The sequence below is a fragment of the Mesorhizobium sp. M0062 genome, assembly GCF_040323125.1.
Taxonomy (GTDB): domain Bacteria; phylum Pseudomonadota; class Alphaproteobacteria; order Rhizobiales; family Rhizobiaceae; genus Mesorhizobium.
This window is the reverse complement of sequence record NZ_JAMYUO010000013.1, coordinates 95,240-111,012: the sequence shown is the minus strand read 5'-3', so window position 1 is coordinate 111,012 and position 15,773 is coordinate 95,240. Positions and strand designations below refer to the sequence as shown.

At 59.7% G+C, this 15,773-nt stretch carries 25 protein-coding genes; 20 read left to right on the top strand and 5 right to left on the bottom strand.

The features are described 5' to 3' along the window. Positions 1-2 precede the first annotated feature (2 nt). The 18 genes from NKJ64_RS17395 (at position 3) to msrA (ending at position 10,475) form a co-directional block, all read left to right on the top strand. On the top strand, positions 3-914 hold the full coding sequence (locus tag NKJ64_RS17395) for a hypothetical protein (protein WP_352463026.1): 912 nt from the start codon (positions 3-5) through the stop codon (positions 912-914). Positions 915-958: 44 nt separating this feature from the next. After that, positions 959-1,786 (top strand): Coat protein, encoded by an 828-nt coding sequence (locus NKJ64_RS17390; RefSeq protein WP_352463025.1) that lies wholly within the window; start codon positions 959-961, stop codon positions 1,784-1,786. Positions 1,787-2,203: 417 nt separating this feature from the next. Next, positions 2,204-2,491, top strand: a complete 288-nt coding sequence (locus tag NKJ64_RS17385) for a hypothetical protein (RefSeq protein ID WP_352463024.1) — start codon at positions 2,204-2,206, stop codon at positions 2,489-2,491. Between the two features lie 3 nt (positions 2,492-2,494). Beyond that, the gene (locus NKJ64_RS17380; protein ID WP_084558240.1) at positions 2,495-2,809 is read left to right on the top strand and encodes a hypothetical protein; all 315 of its coding nucleotides are present in this window, start codon (positions 2,495-2,497) and stop codon (positions 2,807-2,809) included. Between the two features lie 85 nt (positions 2,810-2,894). Beyond that, positions 2,895-3,128, top strand: coding sequence for a hypothetical protein (locus NKJ64_RS17375; RefSeq protein ID WP_023694654.1), 234 nt, complete (start codon positions 2,895-2,897; stop codon positions 3,126-3,128). After that, on the top strand, positions 3,125-3,361 hold the full coding sequence (locus NKJ64_RS17370; protein WP_023734797.1) for a hypothetical protein: 237 nt from the start codon (positions 3,125-3,127) through the stop codon (positions 3,359-3,361). Before NKJ64_RS17375 ends, NKJ64_RS17370 begins: the two co-directional genes overlap by 4 nt. Before the next feature lie 145 nt (positions 3,362-3,506). Continuing rightward, positions 3,507-3,938: an SMI1/KNR4 family protein gene (locus tag NKJ64_RS17365; RefSeq protein WP_352463023.1), complete on the top strand. Its 432-nt coding sequence runs from the start codon at positions 3,507-3,509 to the stop codon at positions 3,936-3,938. Then, positions 3,935-4,141 carry a hypothetical protein gene (locus NKJ64_RS17360; protein ID WP_023734799.1) on the top strand — a complete coding sequence of 69 codons (207 nt, stop codon included), beginning with the start codon at positions 3,935-3,937 and terminating at the stop codon, positions 4,139-4,141. Before NKJ64_RS17365 ends, NKJ64_RS17360 begins: the two co-directional genes overlap by 4 nt. A 453-nt stretch (positions 4,142-4,594) precedes the next feature. Beyond that, a complete protein-coding gene (locus NKJ64_RS17355; RefSeq protein WP_156936355.1) occupies positions 4,595-4,852 on the top strand; it encodes a hypothetical protein in 258 nt (85 codons plus the stop codon). Between the two features lie 370 nt (positions 4,853-5,222). Next, positions 5,223-5,525, top strand: a complete 303-nt coding sequence (locus NKJ64_RS17350) for a hypothetical protein (RefSeq protein WP_352463022.1) — start codon at positions 5,223-5,225, stop codon at positions 5,523-5,525. After that, complete coding sequence (locus NKJ64_RS17345; RefSeq protein WP_023734801.1) at positions 5,516-5,668, top strand: hypothetical protein; 153 nt, start codon at positions 5,516-5,518, stop codon at positions 5,666-5,668. Before NKJ64_RS17350 ends, NKJ64_RS17345 begins: the two co-directional genes overlap by 10 nt. A 109-nt stretch (positions 5,669-5,777) precedes the next feature. Then, positions 5,778-7,787: a pyocin knob domain-containing protein gene (locus NKJ64_RS17340; protein WP_352463021.1), complete on the top strand. Its 2,010-nt coding sequence runs from the start codon at positions 5,778-5,780 to the stop codon at positions 7,785-7,787. A 373-nt stretch (positions 7,788-8,160) separates the two neighbouring features. Beyond that, positions 8,161-8,820, top strand: coding sequence for a glycoside hydrolase family 108 protein (locus NKJ64_RS17335; RefSeq protein ID WP_023755882.1), 660 nt, complete (start codon positions 8,161-8,163; stop codon positions 8,818-8,820). A gap of 25 nt (positions 8,821-8,845) precedes the next feature. Further along, on the top strand, positions 8,846-9,049 hold the full coding sequence (locus NKJ64_RS17330; RefSeq protein ID WP_023755883.1) for a Pam3-gp28 family putative phage holin: 204 nt from the start codon (positions 8,846-8,848) through the stop codon (positions 9,047-9,049). Positions 9,050-9,145: 96 nt separating this feature from the next. Then, positions 9,146-9,385 carry a hypothetical protein gene (locus tag NKJ64_RS17325; protein WP_023684348.1) on the top strand — a complete coding sequence of 80 codons (240 nt, stop codon included), beginning with the start codon at positions 9,146-9,148 and terminating at the stop codon, positions 9,383-9,385. Beyond that, complete coding sequence (locus NKJ64_RS17320; protein ID WP_023671459.1) at positions 9,370-9,561, top strand: hypothetical protein; 192 nt, start codon at positions 9,370-9,372, stop codon at positions 9,559-9,561. The genes NKJ64_RS17325 and NKJ64_RS17320 overlap by 16 nt, the downstream gene beginning before the upstream one ends. Before the next feature lie 3 nt (positions 9,562-9,564). Beyond that, positions 9,565-9,888, top strand: coding sequence for a hypothetical protein (locus tag NKJ64_RS17315; protein WP_023671460.1), 324 nt, complete (start codon positions 9,565-9,567; stop codon positions 9,886-9,888). A gap of 68 nt (positions 9,889-9,956) precedes the next feature. Beyond that, complete coding sequence (gene msrA, locus NKJ64_RS17310) at positions 9,957-10,475, top strand: peptide-methionine (S)-S-oxide reductase MsrA (RefSeq protein ID WP_023694663.1); 519 nt, start codon at positions 9,957-9,959, stop codon at positions 10,473-10,475. A 19-nt stretch (positions 10,476-10,494) separates the two neighbouring features. Here msrA and NKJ64_RS17305 read toward each other — a convergent pair whose 3' ends face one another. After that, a complete protein-coding gene (locus NKJ64_RS17305) occupies positions 10,495-11,331 on the bottom strand; it encodes a glycosyltransferase family 25 protein (RefSeq protein WP_023755885.1) in 837 nt (278 codons plus the stop codon). 493 nt (positions 11,332-11,824) lie between these two features. On the opposite strand from NKJ64_RS17305, the gene NKJ64_RS17300 reads away from it, so the two are divergent. Continuing rightward, a complete protein-coding gene (locus NKJ64_RS17300) occupies positions 11,825-12,766 on the top strand; it encodes a glycosyltransferase (protein WP_023808296.1) in 942 nt (313 codons plus the stop codon). Continuing rightward, on the top strand, positions 12,763-13,812 hold the full coding sequence (gene waaF, locus NKJ64_RS17295; RefSeq protein WP_023697738.1) for a lipopolysaccharide heptosyltransferase II: 1,050 nt from the start codon (positions 12,763-12,765) through the stop codon (positions 13,810-13,812). Before NKJ64_RS17300 ends, waaF begins: the two co-directional genes overlap by 4 nt. Before the next feature lie 36 nt (positions 13,813-13,848). On the opposite strand, the gene NKJ64_RS17290 is transcribed toward waaF, so the two are convergent. From NKJ64_RS17290 to NKJ64_RS17275, 4 genes are all read right to left on the bottom strand, one after another. Further along, positions 13,849-14,043, bottom strand: a complete 195-nt coding sequence (locus NKJ64_RS17290; protein WP_023697737.1) for a hypothetical protein — start codon at positions 14,041-14,043, stop codon at positions 13,849-13,851. Between the two features lie 570 nt (positions 14,044-14,613). Continuing rightward, positions 14,614-15,084, bottom strand: coding sequence for a GFA family protein (locus NKJ64_RS17285; protein WP_023828889.1), 471 nt, complete (start codon positions 15,082-15,084; stop codon positions 14,614-14,616). A 161-nt stretch (positions 15,085-15,245) separates the two neighbouring features. After that, the gene (locus NKJ64_RS17280) at positions 15,246-15,539 is read right to left on the bottom strand and encodes a hypothetical protein (RefSeq protein WP_352463020.1); all 294 of its coding nucleotides are present in this window, start codon (positions 15,537-15,539) and stop codon (positions 15,246-15,248) included. Between the two features lie 13 nt (positions 15,540-15,552). Beyond that, positions 15,553-15,720, bottom strand: coding sequence for a Thivi_2564 family membrane protein (locus tag NKJ64_RS17275; protein ID WP_023694668.1), 168 nt, complete (start codon positions 15,718-15,720; stop codon positions 15,553-15,555). Positions 15,721-15,773 lie beyond the last annotated feature (53 nt).

Sequence of the window (15,773 nt, the reverse complement as noted above, 5' to 3'; positions counted from 1 at the left end):
TCATGACAGATCTGGTAGATGCCGGGTCCGTGGCGGCGCGTGCGCAGCCGGCGGGCAACCCAGTACGGCCACCGGCAGGCGCGGATAACGGGTCCGCCGCGCTTCCGGCCAAAAGTTGGTTTGACGGTCTTTCCGAAGGCAACCGCAAGCTCGCTGAAGCCAAGGGCTGGACCAAAGCTGAAAACCTGGATCGGGTTTTCAACTCCTATGCGGAGCTGGAGCGGCAGCAGGGTGAGAGCCTGCGCGTTCCCGCACCGGACGCATCCCCGGAAGACTGGCAGAAATTTCATGCCCGGCTGCCCGAGACCATGCGCCCGCTGACATCGCCCGACAAGGTCGAGTACAGGCGGCCCGACGGCCTGCCGGAAAACTTCGCCTATTCGGACGAGCTTGCCCAGGCGTCCAAGGCCTGGGCGGTCGAGGCCGGCGCCACGCCGAAGGTGGCGCAGGCCTATCACGACCGCTTCGTCGGCTACATGGCCGAGCAGGCCGCGCGTCAGGACGTCGCGCTCGCCCGCTCGGTCGAAGCCACGCATGACGATCTCGTGCGCGACTGGGGACCGACCGACAGCGACGGCTTTCGCCAGAAGCTCGAGGTCGCCAACCGGGCGATGAAGAAGCTCGGACTGGTCGACGCCTATAAGGCCAAGGGCATCCTTCTCCCGGACGGCGCATTGACCGATCCGCAGATTGCCAAGGCGTTCCACGCCGTCGGCGAGGCGATGTTCAGGGAAGACACGATCGACGGCGGCGCGGCCGTGAGCGGCGGCAATCCGTTCAAGCGCAACGCTGCTGGCGACCGCAACATTTCGGCCATTTCAGCCCTTGTCAAAAGCGACCCCGCCCGCGCCCGGCGGCTGGCACGCGAGGCCGGTGAAAACCCCAACCTCTGGATGCCCAACAACCCGCTCTAGTCCTCCAAAGCTCGCCGCCACATCAACCTCAAAGGAAGTGAAAAATGGCAGACGCCTATACCCGTATCGCGGACGCGATCGTTCCGTCCGTTTATGCCCAGTACTCGTTCGAGGAGCATGTCCAGTCGCTGGAAATCTTCCAGGCTGGCATCCTGTTCAACGACCCGGCCATCACCGCCAAGCTGTCGATGGGCGGCCGTTCCGTCGACATGCCCGGCTGGAAGGATCTCGGCAACGATCCGTCGGAACCCGTCAATGACGATCCGGCCGATTCCATCGAGATGAAGAAGATCGGCGCCCGCCGCGAGGTCGCCGCCCGCAATGTTCGCGCCCAGGCCTGGGGCGTTCCGGACCTGACCTCGATCCTGGCCGGCGACGACCCGCAGAAGCTGATCGTCAAGCGCCAGACCGAGTACTGGCAGCGCGCCAACAAGCTGACCCTGCTCGGCATCCTGAAAGGGGTCGTGGCCGACAACATCGCCAATGACGGCAGCGACCTGGTGCGCGTCACCGGCGCCTCCATCGTCGACACCGACATCATCGAGGCCGCCTATCTGATGGGCGACCGCGCGGACAAGTTCAAGACGATCTGGATGCACTCCAAGCAGATGAAGGCACTGAAGCTCGCCGATCTCATCGACTATGTTCCGTCGTCAGAGCAGGGCGGGCCGCTCATCCCCTACTACATGGGGCTGCGCTGCGTGGTCGATGACGACATTCCGGTCGCGGCCGGCGTCTACACCGCCTTCATGTTCAAGGACAAGGCGATCCTGTGGAACGAGCTTCCGGTCAACACGGAAGGCGGCCTGCTGGAGTTCGACCGCAAGCCGCGCCAGGGCCATGGCGGCGGCGTCACGCGCGGCAGTTGCTAAGCCCACGACCGTCCCAGATAATGATCCAACCCCGGTTCCTCCCGTCAAAGCGGAAGAGATTCCAGTCTCAACCGACCAGGCACCCGAAATAAGGAGGCCCTATGCACATTTGGAAGACCCTCCTAACGTTGCGCCTGGCAAGGATTTTACAAGGGCGCAGAAGTTTAAAATGGCGGAGGAGAATAGAAAATGGAACCGAGGGGTCTTAAGAGACGACGAGGACGGGCAGGAATTGATACCGCCTCAGAAGAGTAAAAAAGGTGTAACGCCTCCACCAAACGACGCACAATTTGATCACATAAATCCCCTCAACCCAGCAGATCCGACCAAATCTCCAGGAACCAACAGCTATAGAAACGCAAGTCTGGCAGCAAGAAGACGAAATAGAAAAAAATCCAACAAATAGGGTTGGCGACAATGAAATGGAAATTTGAAGATCCGCAGAACGTAGCTGTTTTCGTAAATAGAAAGGCCATACAGGTTGGAGGCTGGATTGCCCGTGTAGTGCATGATGATGATGATGGGGCATGGAAGTTTCATGCGCATGTATCTGAAGATATCGATGATGTAGATATTATCATTCTAAGCTTAAGAAACATTGTGGAAAAAGATAATACTATCATGCAGTTGGCCGACCTGCCTTATGGGTGGCATGCTTGGCGTGAGACGAAATCGTCGCCATGGAAGCGAGGCAGAAGGGCCTAAAATATGGGCGAATGGAAATTCGAGGACCCCAGAAACTTGGCTGTCATATCGACGCGTAAAATATTTCGTGGCGGCGGCTGGATTGCATACGCGTCACATGATGCTGACGACGAGTCGTGGCAGTTCTACGGAAATGAAGCTGAAGTCGATCAGAACGACTTGATTTTGGTAGGCTTGGTTGAGGTGGTGGAGCTTGATGAAACAGTTGCACAGCTGGCGGATTTGCCATTGGGCTGGCATGCTTGGCGCGATGCAAAAACCTCGCCATGGAAGCGAGCCAAAATGCCTGACGAGGTTCCAGGGTCGACGCTGAGTTAGTTCCATCATCCCGAATGGGATAGGTTCGAATGGGACGGATTTTATAATTTGAAGCTCAACGCGTGAGTGAAGGCGCGGGAGAGAAATGAACAACGCAATTCCGGACCTGTCCACCGTTGTAAGGTTGCCTCCAGCCAATGTCGGCACCGGTGAAAGCGAACTTGACTCTGCCCGCGTCGAGGCTCGCGAACACCTCGAATTCTTCGATTGGGTTTTGTCCATCAAGGGCGAGTATCTCGGCTACGGCGCCGAAGGCATCATATCTTTCTGTTCGAGATCGAGCCTGGAAGGCCGGACATACCAGGATGGATTTGGGTGATCGTCGGCGATGTGCCAACGACATATAACCCGGCTGACGACACCAAAACCCCTTTCGAGGCTCTGGATGGCTACATCGGTGCGCTTGAAGATTGGGTTGAGGCCGCGCGTCAGGGAAAATCCGTGGCGAAGTTGATACCAGTCAATGTCGATGCGACTCCTGCCAATGCCGAGATGCTGGCAAGTCGCCTCGAGTTCCTCGATGAGAGGATTCTGCCGTTGCTTCAAGGGTGATGCCAAGAAGCGTGCAGCGACGACTTGTCGGCCAGCCCGTGGATGTGCATGAAATTAAGCCAGTGAAGTTTGGCGGGAGTCCGACCGATCCGTCCAACAAGGTCATTCTGCCCCGAGAAGTTCATCAGCAGCAGGTTACGCCCTGATGGAACAAATTACTAAAAGACATTGGAGAATAGCAGTGGGATATGCACTAACTAAGGGACGTTTCGACCCACCGGCTCAAGCTGCAGTTGTCGATGGCCTGCCCGCAAGCCTGGGAGTGACGTTGCCGAAGGATTACGCCAATTTCCTTAGGGAGCATAATGGAGGTGAAGGCTTCATCGGCGACAGCTATATAATTTTTTTCAAGGCTGAAGAGTTGGTAGACTTCAATCGAGAATATGAGGTTGAGAAATACGCACCAGGCATCCTCTTGTTTGCGTCGAATGGAGGAGGGGAAGCCTATGGCTTCGACACCCACGATGTGGAAATGCCGATCGTGCGCATCCCATTCATATTTATGGAACGGCAATCCGCCGAGACGATAGCGCGTGACCTCGCCGGTCTATTTGCTGCGTTGGAGGACTTGAAATGAGCGTCCAAGGTACAGATTCGCGTTCCAAAGGCATGGAATTGTTCGAGATCAAACCGGTAGCGGTTGGCGGCGATCCAGTTAGCATGGAGAACAAGATCTGGTTGACCAGGCAAGAGCATTTTCAAGTGGTGCGCTTTTGGAATCGAACTATCGAAGTTCAGCGTAAGGCGGCACTGGAAAAGGCGGGACGAAACGGGGAATAGAGTGCAAGGAGCACGAGCCATGACCAGCGTCGGACGATCATTTGCAAATCCACCGAACCGCCGGCGCAAGCAACTCGTCCCTAGATCCCAACATAATAATGGTACCATCTTCCAGGAGGTTTTGCATCCGAATCGTGGCGGAGGGTTTCTCTTTGGGGCAAGTAGGCAGGCTGATAGACATAGTTGCAAGGCTGTCGGAGTTTGACGAGTACGACACGATTTATGCGTCGGAGCCTTGGACCGAGGATTCCGATGCGATGGTTGCTACCGGGCCGGACACGGGAAGATCGCCACCGGAGGCCGTCGAAGCCGGTTTGGAATATTTTCTTGAGATACATATCTGTCGAGAAGTCATCGAGGGTTGGCTTGCCTCAATAAAAGAAAAACCTAGCCTAGCGGGGGTTTGTCAAAGGCTTATCGAATACGCCATCAATGACGCATAGGAGAGATAGAGTGGAACATAACCCGCGCTATGACGGAAAGCCGCTGCTTAAACTATTGGAATTTTATGTTTTGTGGGTAATTGGTGAGCTGCCCGAAGAGGTGGATAAATCCTTGAAGGCGATAGCTCCCAAACTGCACACTCTCTATGGCGGCGATGGACAGTGGCAGGGCGCAATTGCCGCATCTGTTCATTTTTCCGAGGAATACCGGCGGAAATCCGGGGTCTATGGGCGAGGAACCTCGAAATCGCTCGCGACAACGACGTAACGCTTTCGCCTCAGAAATTTGCCGAGATGTTCGTAGATGAAAATTTCGAGAATGATGGATTACGGTGACAGCGTATTTCTAGAGGTCCGCACCAGTGCGAGGTAGAGCGAAAGCTCTAAAGCTGACAAATCGAAAAGAGTGCACTGTCACCGTAATTCCGAAGCATTGAGACGCATAATTCAGCTGGACAGCATGATCGTGGGCGTTGGAGGAACTGCCGGGTTATACTTGTCCAGCGGACAAAGTGGCTCCAGTATGGACGGACCCGTTGAGGAGAACAGCAATGTCTATTAGATTCGCTGCGCTGGCGCCCACTTACATCTGAAGGGCTGGCCAGCGGTCACCTTGAAAATCGCATGGGACGGCGGCCTTGGCTCGCCGCAATGAACATGGGCAGGAAGATACTTCTCGGTGGAACGTTTCCTATGACGACGACATCGAACTGAACAAGCGGCGGCAACACCCGACCATAGCCTGGTTGTGGCGGCTGGAGACATGTGATCCTTCGGAAAGGCCAGAGCTACTGGCCAAATACGAAGAATGGAATCAACTCCACGAAGAGAAAAAGCGGAATGCCAAGGGTTGGGAACACCGCAGCTTTTACCCCTTGCTGGACGTTGATGACATCGGTCGCACAGTCATGCAGAGGGCGACGCCGAGGCAATGGCGCTGAGGATCGAGCTTGGGCTGCCGGCTGAACCGGAGAAAGTGCCGACCGAAGAAGAGCGTATTCTGGCCGAGGCCGGGGATGGCTATGTGACGCCTGCGCAGCGCAAGCGGCTGCGCTACCTGCGCAAGCACCCTGAGGAGGGGTGATGCGCCGCGTCTAACTCTTCGGCCTTCATCACAGCGCTGATCGTCGCGCACCAAATTGGAACTTCTTTCAAGCCTCGCTTCGCGGGGTTTTTTTCATGGAGCAAGCCTTATGGCCCGACCTGCAACTGCCGCCGTTCGTCTGTTGACCGGCGAACGCGAACCCGTGCGCCTGGCGACGACGGGCAACATCACCCTTTACGGCCTGCAGACCATCGACGGCGTGCCGGCCGAGGTGGGCGACCGCGTGCTGGTCAAGAACCAGGCCGACGCCCGCGACAACGGCATTTATACCGCCAGCGAAGGCCAATGGTTCCGTGCCGCCGATGCCCGCACCAGCCGCACCATGCAGAAGGGCACGACGGTGCATGTTCAGCAGGGCGCGGTCTCGGCCGACTTCGTCTATGTTTTCGAAACGCTCGATCCGGTGATCGGCACCGACGCGGTCACGATCGCCTTTTACCTGTCGGAGGACACGCTGGGCGATGCGGTGGGCGCGGCCAGCGCTGCTGCCGCCAGTGCCGCTGCGGCGCTCACCTCGAAGAACGCTGCCGCCACCAGCGCCACCAATGCCGGCACCTCGGCCGGCGCCGCCGCGGGTTCGGCCACGGCCGCCGCCGGCTCCGCCACAACAGCCGCGACCAGCGCCACCAATGCCGGCAATTCGGCAACGGCGGCTTCCGGCTCGGCATCGGGCGCGGCGACCAGCGCCACCAACGCAGGCAACTCGGCTACAGCTGCAGCCGGTTCGGCGAGCGCTGCCTCGGGCTCGGCAACCGCGGCTTCCACCTCAGCCACCAATGCTGCGACCTCCGCTTCCAATGCGGCGGCCAGTGCTGCGGCGGCATCAACCTCGGTGGCGGCGCTCGGCTACACCTTTTCCACGACCACAGCCGACGCCGATCCGGGCAACGGCACCTTGCGGCTGAACAATGCGAGCGCCGCGTTGGTGACCGCGGCCTATATCGATAATCTCGATGCCGGCGGCGCCACCGTGAGTGGCATCCTCGATGGCTTTGATGACAGCACGAACCCCATCAAGGGCCAGTTGACCCTGCGCTCGAAAGCCTCCACCGCTATCTACTATGTCTATAACGTCAGTGGCGCAGTTGTGGATGGTAGCGGCTACCGCAAACTGACGCTCGCCTATGTCAGCGGCGCCGGCACTTTGCCGACGGTGGCCAACGGCATCTGGCTGATGTTCGACCGTGCCGGCGACAGAGGCGCCGACGGGACGGGAGTAGGAGATTTTTTGGGGCCTGCGTCTTCGGCAACCGACAATATTGTCACTTTCGCGGGCACCACGGGCAAGGTGGGGAAGGATAGTGGGATCGCGGTGTCCAGCCTGGCGCCGAAGGCCAGCCCGACATTTACCGGGACGCCAACGGGGCCGACCGCAGCGCCTGGAACGAATACCACGCAATTGGCTACAACGGGGTTCGTCAAGGCTGGGTTTGATCTGAAACTTGATAGCCGACCCAACCTTGGTGTCGTCGCGCAGACGATCACCGATTGGAACAACGCCCTGGACAACGGCTGGTATATGGCCTCGGCGGCGGCTAATGCGCCAGACGGCGTAAATTGGTTCCTGGGGTTTGTGGAAGCGCACGGAAGCACTGGCTACCGGACGCAGACGGTGCATGATTTCGTCAACGACACTACGGCGGCAGACCAAAAGCTATGGCGGCGCAGGCAGGCTGGCGGTGCCTGGGGAGGATGGATCAAGCTGCAATGGTCGCAGGCCGAACAGGATGCACGCTATGTCCAGTCGTCCACGGCGTTGCTTCAGAAGTTTTATGAAAGCCCGCAACAGACCATCACATCCGGCGGGTCGCTGACGTTGGCTCATGGGCTGGGGGTGAAGCCGAAAAATTACCTTGCATTCTTACAGTGCACCACTGCTGAGGGTGGCTATTCTATTGGAGACGAAGAACCTGTCTCGATTGGATCGCACGAAGCGAGCACCAATCGAGGCCTAAGTGTCGTTCCCGATGCTACAAATATGGTCGTTAGATTTGGGTCGCAGGCTTCTAGTGCCGTTCAGATTACACGCAAAGACACTGGTGGATTTCTAAATATTACCAATGCAAGCTGGCGGCTTGTCATTAGGGCATGGGCCTAGCATAAATTCCAGTGAATTCTTCAAAAGAAAGATCAAAAGGCCGCTCTCTCTTTTCGAGATATGGCGTCTGCCCAATCCACCACCGAATCTCAATAAGCCTCGGCTATTTTCGTCGTCGAAGCGCTTCTTGATCACCTTTGCCGGAATTCTTCCTAACACTGCATACGGAGGTGCATCTTCGATCACCATCGCAGCGGCGACGACGGCAATGGTGCCGTCGCTCGGTTCGCCGTTCCGATCTCCTTTCCGGCCGACGCCACCAAATACCGCCCCGCCAAGGTCTCCAGCGACGTTGTCTCGATGATCGACGCCTAGCCGCAAGCAGCTTCGCAAATCGACAACCTGCCTTTCGCGGGCAGAAAGGAAAACCCCAATGGACCGCAACTTCGCGCGGGCGCTTGCGCTCGTCCTCAAATCGGAAGGCGGCTGGTCCGACAATCCGGCCGATCCCGGCGGCGCAACCATGAAGGGCGTGACGCTGGCCAACTTCCGCCGCTACGTGAAGGCGGATGCGACGAAGGACGACCTTCGCCATATCACGGATGCTCAGGTGGCCACGGTCTATCGCCGCTTCTATTGGGATGCCGCTGCGGGCGCCGAGCTTCCCGGCGGTGTCGACTATGCCGTCTTCGACTTCGCCGTGAACAGTGGGCCGGGCAGGGCGGCTAAATATCTGCAGGCGGCAGTTGGCACCGCACAGGACGGCAGGATCGGCCCGGCCACGCTCAAAGCTGTCGGCGCCAGGCCACCGGGCGCAGTCATCGACGATCTTTGCGATGCCCGCCTGGCATTCCTGCGGCGGCTGCCGACCTGGCCGGTTTTCGGCAAGGGTTGGAGCGATCGCATCCGGTCGGTCCGTTCCCAGGCGCTGTTGATGTCGGCACTACAGCCCGCGGCACCTTGCCGGGCACCCCGCCCCAGCCATCAGCGCTCTCGCCGAAGCCCGGCAGTGCGATGCCGCCGGTGTCTACCGGCGGGCGCGTCAGCCCCGTCGAACGCCTGCCGTTCTGGCGTGCGCTGCTTCAAATCCTGAAATCGATTTTCGCAAGGAGTTCGACATGATCGCCGTCTTCATCCGCATCGGCTTGCGTTACGGCGCCGGTGTTCTGGTCGCGCGTGGCCTGCTCGGCGCCGACGACGCGGCGGCATTTTCTTCCGACCCCGACATTCAAGCTGGTCTGGAGATCGCCGCCGGTCTCGCCATCGCCTCGGTCACCGAGACCTGGCACTGGCTGGCCTGCAAATCCGGCTGGGAGCACTGACATGGAAGGGTTTCAACAACTGCTCGTCGCCTATCTCGAAGCCGCGAAACCCTATGCTATCGGCTTTGCCGCCGGGCTTGTCGCCGGGTGGCTGCTGTGAGCGCGCTCCTCGCCGTCCTGCTTGGCAACAAAGCGCTGCTGGGCTTCCTGGCATCGGTCATCGCCGCCCTTTGCTGGGGCGCTCACCAGCGGCTGGCCGGCGCCAGGGCCGAGCGCGGCAAACTGGCGGCCGCTGAGGCCGCGGCGCGCGCGGTCGCTGAGCAGGTGCAGAACGACGTCGGCGCATTGCCGGCGGACGCTGTTCGAAAGGAGCTGAAATCATGGGCAAGGGACTGATGCTTGCGCTGCTTGTGGCGCTTGCCGGGTGCACGACTGCTTCGGGCGGCTTCTGCGCGATTTCGAGCCCGCTGCGCCTGTCGGCCGAAGCCGTCGACGTCCTGTCGGACGCCGAGGCGAGAGCGCTCCTGGCGCACAACCGCAAGGGACAAAAGCTCTGCGGATGGAGGCCTTAGCCGATGCACGACCTCTTCGACATGCTCGGCATCAAGGGGCCGGTCGTCGCCGCCGGGCTAGCCGGCGGCGTGCTGCGAGCACTGTCGCGCCATCGCTACAAGCTGCGCGAGATGATTGCCTCGCCGATCTGCGGGGCGCTGGCGGCTGCGTATCTGACGCTGCCTGCCGTCGCCTGGGTCAGGGCAACCGGCATGCCTATCCCCGATCCGGCCGACGATACCACGACGCTCGCCGCCGCCTTTTTGATCGGCGTCTCGGCCATGTGGATTTCCGACATCGTCTTCGAGGTCATCGTGCGGCGGTTCGGCTCGGCCGGCAACGAGTGATGCACTTGAGATGCTGGAAGAAGCCAGCGACAATGCCTACCTAAGGAGCAATCCAATGGAGGTATGATATGGCGACGTCCACCGAACGTGCAGTCCTTGCCGGCGGCTGTTTCTGGGGCATGCAGGATTTGATCCGGCGCTATCCCGGCGTGATCTCTACCCGCGTCGGCTATAGCGGTGGCGATGTGCCCAACGCCACGTATCGCAACCACGGCAGCCATGCCGAAGCCATCGAGATCGTTTTCGATCCGGCCAGGATCAGCTTTCGCACATTGCTCGAATCCTTTTTCCAGATCCACGATCCGACCACCAGAAACCGCCAGGGCAACGATGTCGGAATGAGCTATCGCTCGGCGATCTTCTACACCAGCGACGAGCAGAAGCGCGTCGCCGAAGACACCATCGCCGATGTCGATGCCTCTGGACTGTGGCCGGGCAAGGTCGTCACCGAGCTTGCGCCGGCGGGCGATTTCTGGGAGGCGGAGCCAGAGCATCAGGACTATCTCGAGAAATACCCCAACGGCTATACCTGCCACTTTGTCAGGCCGGGCTGGAAGCTTCCGGTCCGCGAAAAGGCTGTTTCGTAACGCAGCCGCTATCGTCTGCTTATCTGGCGGTCGAACTATTCTTCCGCGCGATCGGTATGCCGGCCGCCTTGTTGAGGTGGCCGTGCTCGGGCTGCCCATAGATGAACGCGCCGTGGACGGGTTTGCCGTCGACCTCAGAGCCTGAGAACGCGACGGCCTCGATCTTCTTTGTTCCGGTCAGGCTCTGGTTTCGAAGATAGGCGAAGGTTCGCACCGCTTCTCCGACAATTCGATCGAGAAACGGTTTTGGCCGCCTCCCGGGCCGTCGCACGAGGCTTGGAAAGCGCTCTCGTCCCGAAACAAAATGGTGCTGTGCGCAAAGCGCCGGCATGATCTGATAGATTCGGTTGAGCGAGCAGGTCATGAATCCTGGGTGAAAAAGAACGAAGTCGACCTCTCCTCTCAGATGCATGGTCCTGCGCAGCAATCTTTGCGCTGCCGATCTGGAGATGACATAGCCTGCGGCGCCCGCGTGCAGGCCATAAAGTCTGGCAAGCGAAAACCCATCATCGAGAGCGACTTCCTTGCGTCCGACCCTCACTTTGGCAAAATGCGTTTCCAGCTTGATCACATCGGCATCGCGCGGCACCCATCGATCGGAAGCAAGCAGCGAGCCGGCGCCCGCGCCGAAAACGACGTCGTCCTCGAAAACCGCGCCATATTGATCCGCGCCGTTCGCAACGATCTCCCAACACGAGCGGTGGCTCAGGAAACAGCAAACCTCAGCAGCGCTTAGCGGGCTTTTGGCGACAGAGCAGCAATCGGGGCAATCGATGGCGGAGACACGCTCAAAATGGTACTCCGATCCGGCCGAACTCGGACGCGACATGCGCCAGCCGATCGCGAGAACGATCAAGATTGATCACCAGACACCTCATCAGCGCCCCCTTGTCCGGTGATCAGTGAATATCACGTTCCCGTGATTGCACAAAATTTGCTTACGTGCGGGGCAGTGGGTAGCGGCGTACGGTGCCGCCGGTTGGTTTTGGAGGTTGGGTGGACATTGACGGCGTCCCCCGCGTGGCGCGAGCCTTTACCGTGCGCGCCTAGACGAGTCGCCCTAGAAGCCGAAAAATTGCCGACCGATCATGTATCCGAGCGCGACGACCACAAGGGGAAACAGGGCGGGCGTCAGCCCACCAAGAGCGGAGGTCTTTGGCTGTTGCCTGGAGATGGTCCTGGGTGCATTGCCGAGATTCTTGGTCATCCGGTATAGTAGCAAGCGCTGATTAACGATTCCGTAACCCGATCGAGGCCGCCGCGGCTTTTTGCGTTTCTGGCGCGACCTTGACAATGCCCAGCCCGTGACGCAACTGGGCCGTCTTTGAGAGCATTGTGAGGCAAGGTCAATGCGGGTGACGCTCGTTTTGAAGGGCGTAATACCCTGCCGAGGTTACGGTGGGATTCAGCGTCAGGTCGAATGGCTGGCCACGGAGATGGTTCGTCTCGGACACGAAGTCGTGGTGATCGCTGGCCCTGGCTCCAGCCACCCGCTCTTCGAAGTCCGGCACGCTTCGACCGATGCCGAATGCCGGGCAGCCATTCCGCGCGACACGCAAATCGTCCACACCCATAGTTGGCCCGTCGAGGTGCCATTTCCAACGCTGAATACGCAGCGCGGCTTTATGCCGGACCAGCCCATGCCAGTTGCGAACTGGAGCTTTATCAGCGCCAATCATGCCCGCCAGCATGGGCGCGAGACATTCGTCTACAATGGCTTTCCGGTGGACGCCTATCGTTTGTCGGCTGCAAAGGGCGACCGCCTGCTATTTCTCGCCGGCATTGCACGATCAAGCAAAGGCCTCAACCGCGCCGTCGATCTCGCCAAAAAATTCGATTTCGGTCTCGATATCGCCGGTGGCTCGCGTTGGAAACTGCTGGGCCGAAGTCAGACCCGCCGCGAAGGGTTGTTTTTCAAGAGCCTTGGCAGGCGATACCGTTTCCACGGAATCGTTGACGGCGAGCCGAAGCTTCGCCTTCTCGGCGAAGCGCGAGCCTTCCTCAACCCCATCGCCTGGGAGGAGCCGTTCGGCAACGCACCGGTCGAAGCCATGTTGTGCGGCACTCCGGTGCTGACGACGACGCGAGGCGCATTGCCCGAGACGGTCGATGCCGACAGCGGGCGCTTCTTTGAGACCGATGAAGAATTTGCGGCCGCTTTCGAGGCCGTCGCCGACCTTACGCCTCAGCAATGCCGCGAATCGGCCGCGACGAGATTTCCCATCCAAAAAGCGGCGCGCGGCTATCTGGATCTCTATGCCCGCATCCTTGACGGCGAAGCGCTTCCTTGACGACCGGCGATCCAATCCTCTTCGTCGGCTTCCCCGCGGTCGGCGACTTCGTCCGTTGCCATTCCGCCATCCAGATCATTGCCGCGCGATTTCCTGATCGCCCCATAGATGTCGTCACCTCGCCCGTTGCAGCGCCGCTGGCGCGCCTGATGCCGCATGTCAGGAAGGGCTGGGCGCTTGCCAAGCGTCATCAGCGCCCCGGTTTTGGCGAGCGCAGCCGCCTGGTTGGCGAGTTGCGCAAGGAAAATTACCGTACGGCCTATCTGATGACCAGCAGCACCAAGGCGGCGCTGATGGCGTTCATGGCCGGAATAGAGGAGCGCATCGGCTATCCGCAGGAGTTGCAATTCGGCCTCCTCAATCGCTTCCCCGCCGGCTGGTTGGCCCATCTATGGGCCTTCGGACCCCGCAAGACGCGGCTGTTCGAGGAGGTCTGCTCGATTGCCTCGCTTGGCGAAAAGCCGGCTGCGGGCGCAGAGTGGCCGGCGCCCCGGCTTGTGGTCGATCCGGCCGAACTGGACGAATGGCGCCAGCACAAGAAGATCGATGCCGACCGACCGGCACTGGCGCTCTATACTGCCGACATTGAGAATTTCCGCTCATGGCCCGTCGAGCGCTTCATTTCGATCGCCAGAGACCATCATGATCGCGGCTGGGCAATCTGGATTGTAGGCGGACCGCGCGAGCACGCCGGTGCCGCAAAAATCCGCGCCGCCATTCCTGAGGCAATCGACTTCACCTCGACCCCGTCGATTGCTGACGCGATGTGCCAGATCGCTGCGTCGACCATGTTCCTCGGGGTTGATGGCGGCATTTCCCACGCCGCCGCTGCCCTGAACGTCCCATGCGCGCTCATCTACGGGCTGAATCGCCCCTATGTGCATGGGCCCGTAAACAACCATGTTCGCTTTATCGAACCGCCGCTTTCGACGCCCAGCTGGGTCAAGGACACGCGGGGCATCAGCGAAACTCGGGTGAGCGAGGTTCTGGCTGACCTCTCAGCCGGTATCGCCCAATGGTCTCGCCGGCCCCAGGCGTCTGGTTAAAAACGCCCCGTGGGGGCAACCATCGCCGCGTTTCGGTTACCCCATGGCCCTGCGGCTTTCGGGCTCGTGATTGCCGACCCAATGTGCACGGATGCGGTCGCTGACTTCAAGGTAGGCCATGTCGATGAGATAAGTCAGAAGCTTCTCGCCGTCGGCTTCGGCTTTCTGCCTAAGCTCCCGCAGTATCCCTTGCGCGAACTGCAGGTTCTCCATTTTGCTCGGCTGGTCCATCGGTGCCCCCCAACGTCTGCGTATGAACTTTGCGCTGGCTATGCTTGCATGAAGATTGCCGTGAAGTGGATATTGCACGTGCGGACCGCGATCCTGCGAAGGCGCTGGCTGCATGACAGCCGCCCCATCCGGCTTCAAGATTCGCTACACTATGTGACGGAAACAAAATAAACAAAGCGTTCTTTTGTACGAGTCAGGAAGGTTCCTCCAGTTCACACCACGAGATACTTGGGCAGCGTAGTTGACGTAACGATATTGCGTGGTCTTAAGCTCTCGTTTCCAAACAAATGTAGCATCCTTGCAACCACAAGACGAATTCCAGCTGACCGGGCCGCTCCGTAGTCAATCGCCGGTTACAAACGGCACCGGGTCTCAGCCCAGCGCTTTGGCCAACCCGTCGTTCCACGGCAGCGCAGGCCGGACGATCTACCGCCCGCCTTGGCTTGACGCCAAGGCGGGCTTTTTTGCGTTTGGCTTCTACCGGGTGAAATGTTGTCGGACCCGGTCCTGTCGGCATCGGGCGGTTTCGAGAATGAATTTCCTGCCAGCCGGCTGTCTGCGCCGCTCGCGCTAGGCCGACTTGCGTTGCGGCAAGCTTGACGCCGTCTCGACACCGTCAGAAATCGGTCCGGCTGTCCGGTTTGTCGGCTCGTCATCGACCCGGTCGTGCTCGAATTGCCGGGCGGCAGGCAAGGGTTGCAACCAGTGCTCACGGCGATTGACCCAGAGTTCATAGCTGGGCTCCAGCCCTTCCGTGGGCACCTCATCGAGGCTGCCAATCGTCACTTCCACCTCATTCTCACGAACCAAAGGGACCCGGCCGCCGCAGGTGGGACAAAAACTTCTGTCGCCGTAGCTGTTGACGATACCCGTCGTTTCGAACGCCTCGAGCGGCCACACTGCGAACGTCGAAAAAGCCGACCCGCTAGCCTTGCGGCAGTCCTTGCAATGGCAAAGGCCAATCCGAAAGGGATCTCCCGTCACCGAAAACTGGATGCCGCCGCACAGGCAGCTGCCGCTCCGCCTTGTATCATTGGGCATGACCGCTCCTCCATCTGGTTGGGCATCACACCGCTACATCTTGCAGCGCCATGCGCACAATCAATTCACGCGCGGCGCAAGGGTTCCATGTCGCCTCGCGCAATGCATCGTCTGAACCCGGGAGCGCCATGGCAACGACCGCCGCAAGGCTGCTGGATATGTCAGTTCGGGAAATCGAACACCGGTTCCCGGCACCAATAGACACGGCACTGGCCATCACGTGTCGGAACGGAGGCAGCGACCGGCACCTCCGGCCAGTCGCACTCGTTGCCGTATTGGCGGACATAGCGATCGTAAGTATTCCGGCCGGTCGTCAACACCGCCGAGTGATGGCTCTGGATCAGGCGCTGCGTCTCCTCGCAGGTCATCGAACGCGTGTCGGGTCGGGCGTAGGCCGTGCTTGTTGCTGCAAACAACGCCGTCCCAATGATCCATGCGATTGTTTGGGATGTCATGGCGATCCTTATCCTAAAATACGGCCAGGTATTTCAACAGCGAAATGATGCCGATAATGATGACAACGATCTGCGCGATCTGCCTCGTGCGGCCATCGAGCGGCAGACGCTGGACGAGATAGAGCACCAGGATGATCACCAGGAAAGTGATTAGAATGCCGATAAGTACCGATGAAGCCATGTCCCTCACTCCGTCTGGCTACGTCTGAGAAGAGTACGCAGCGGCAAACGCTC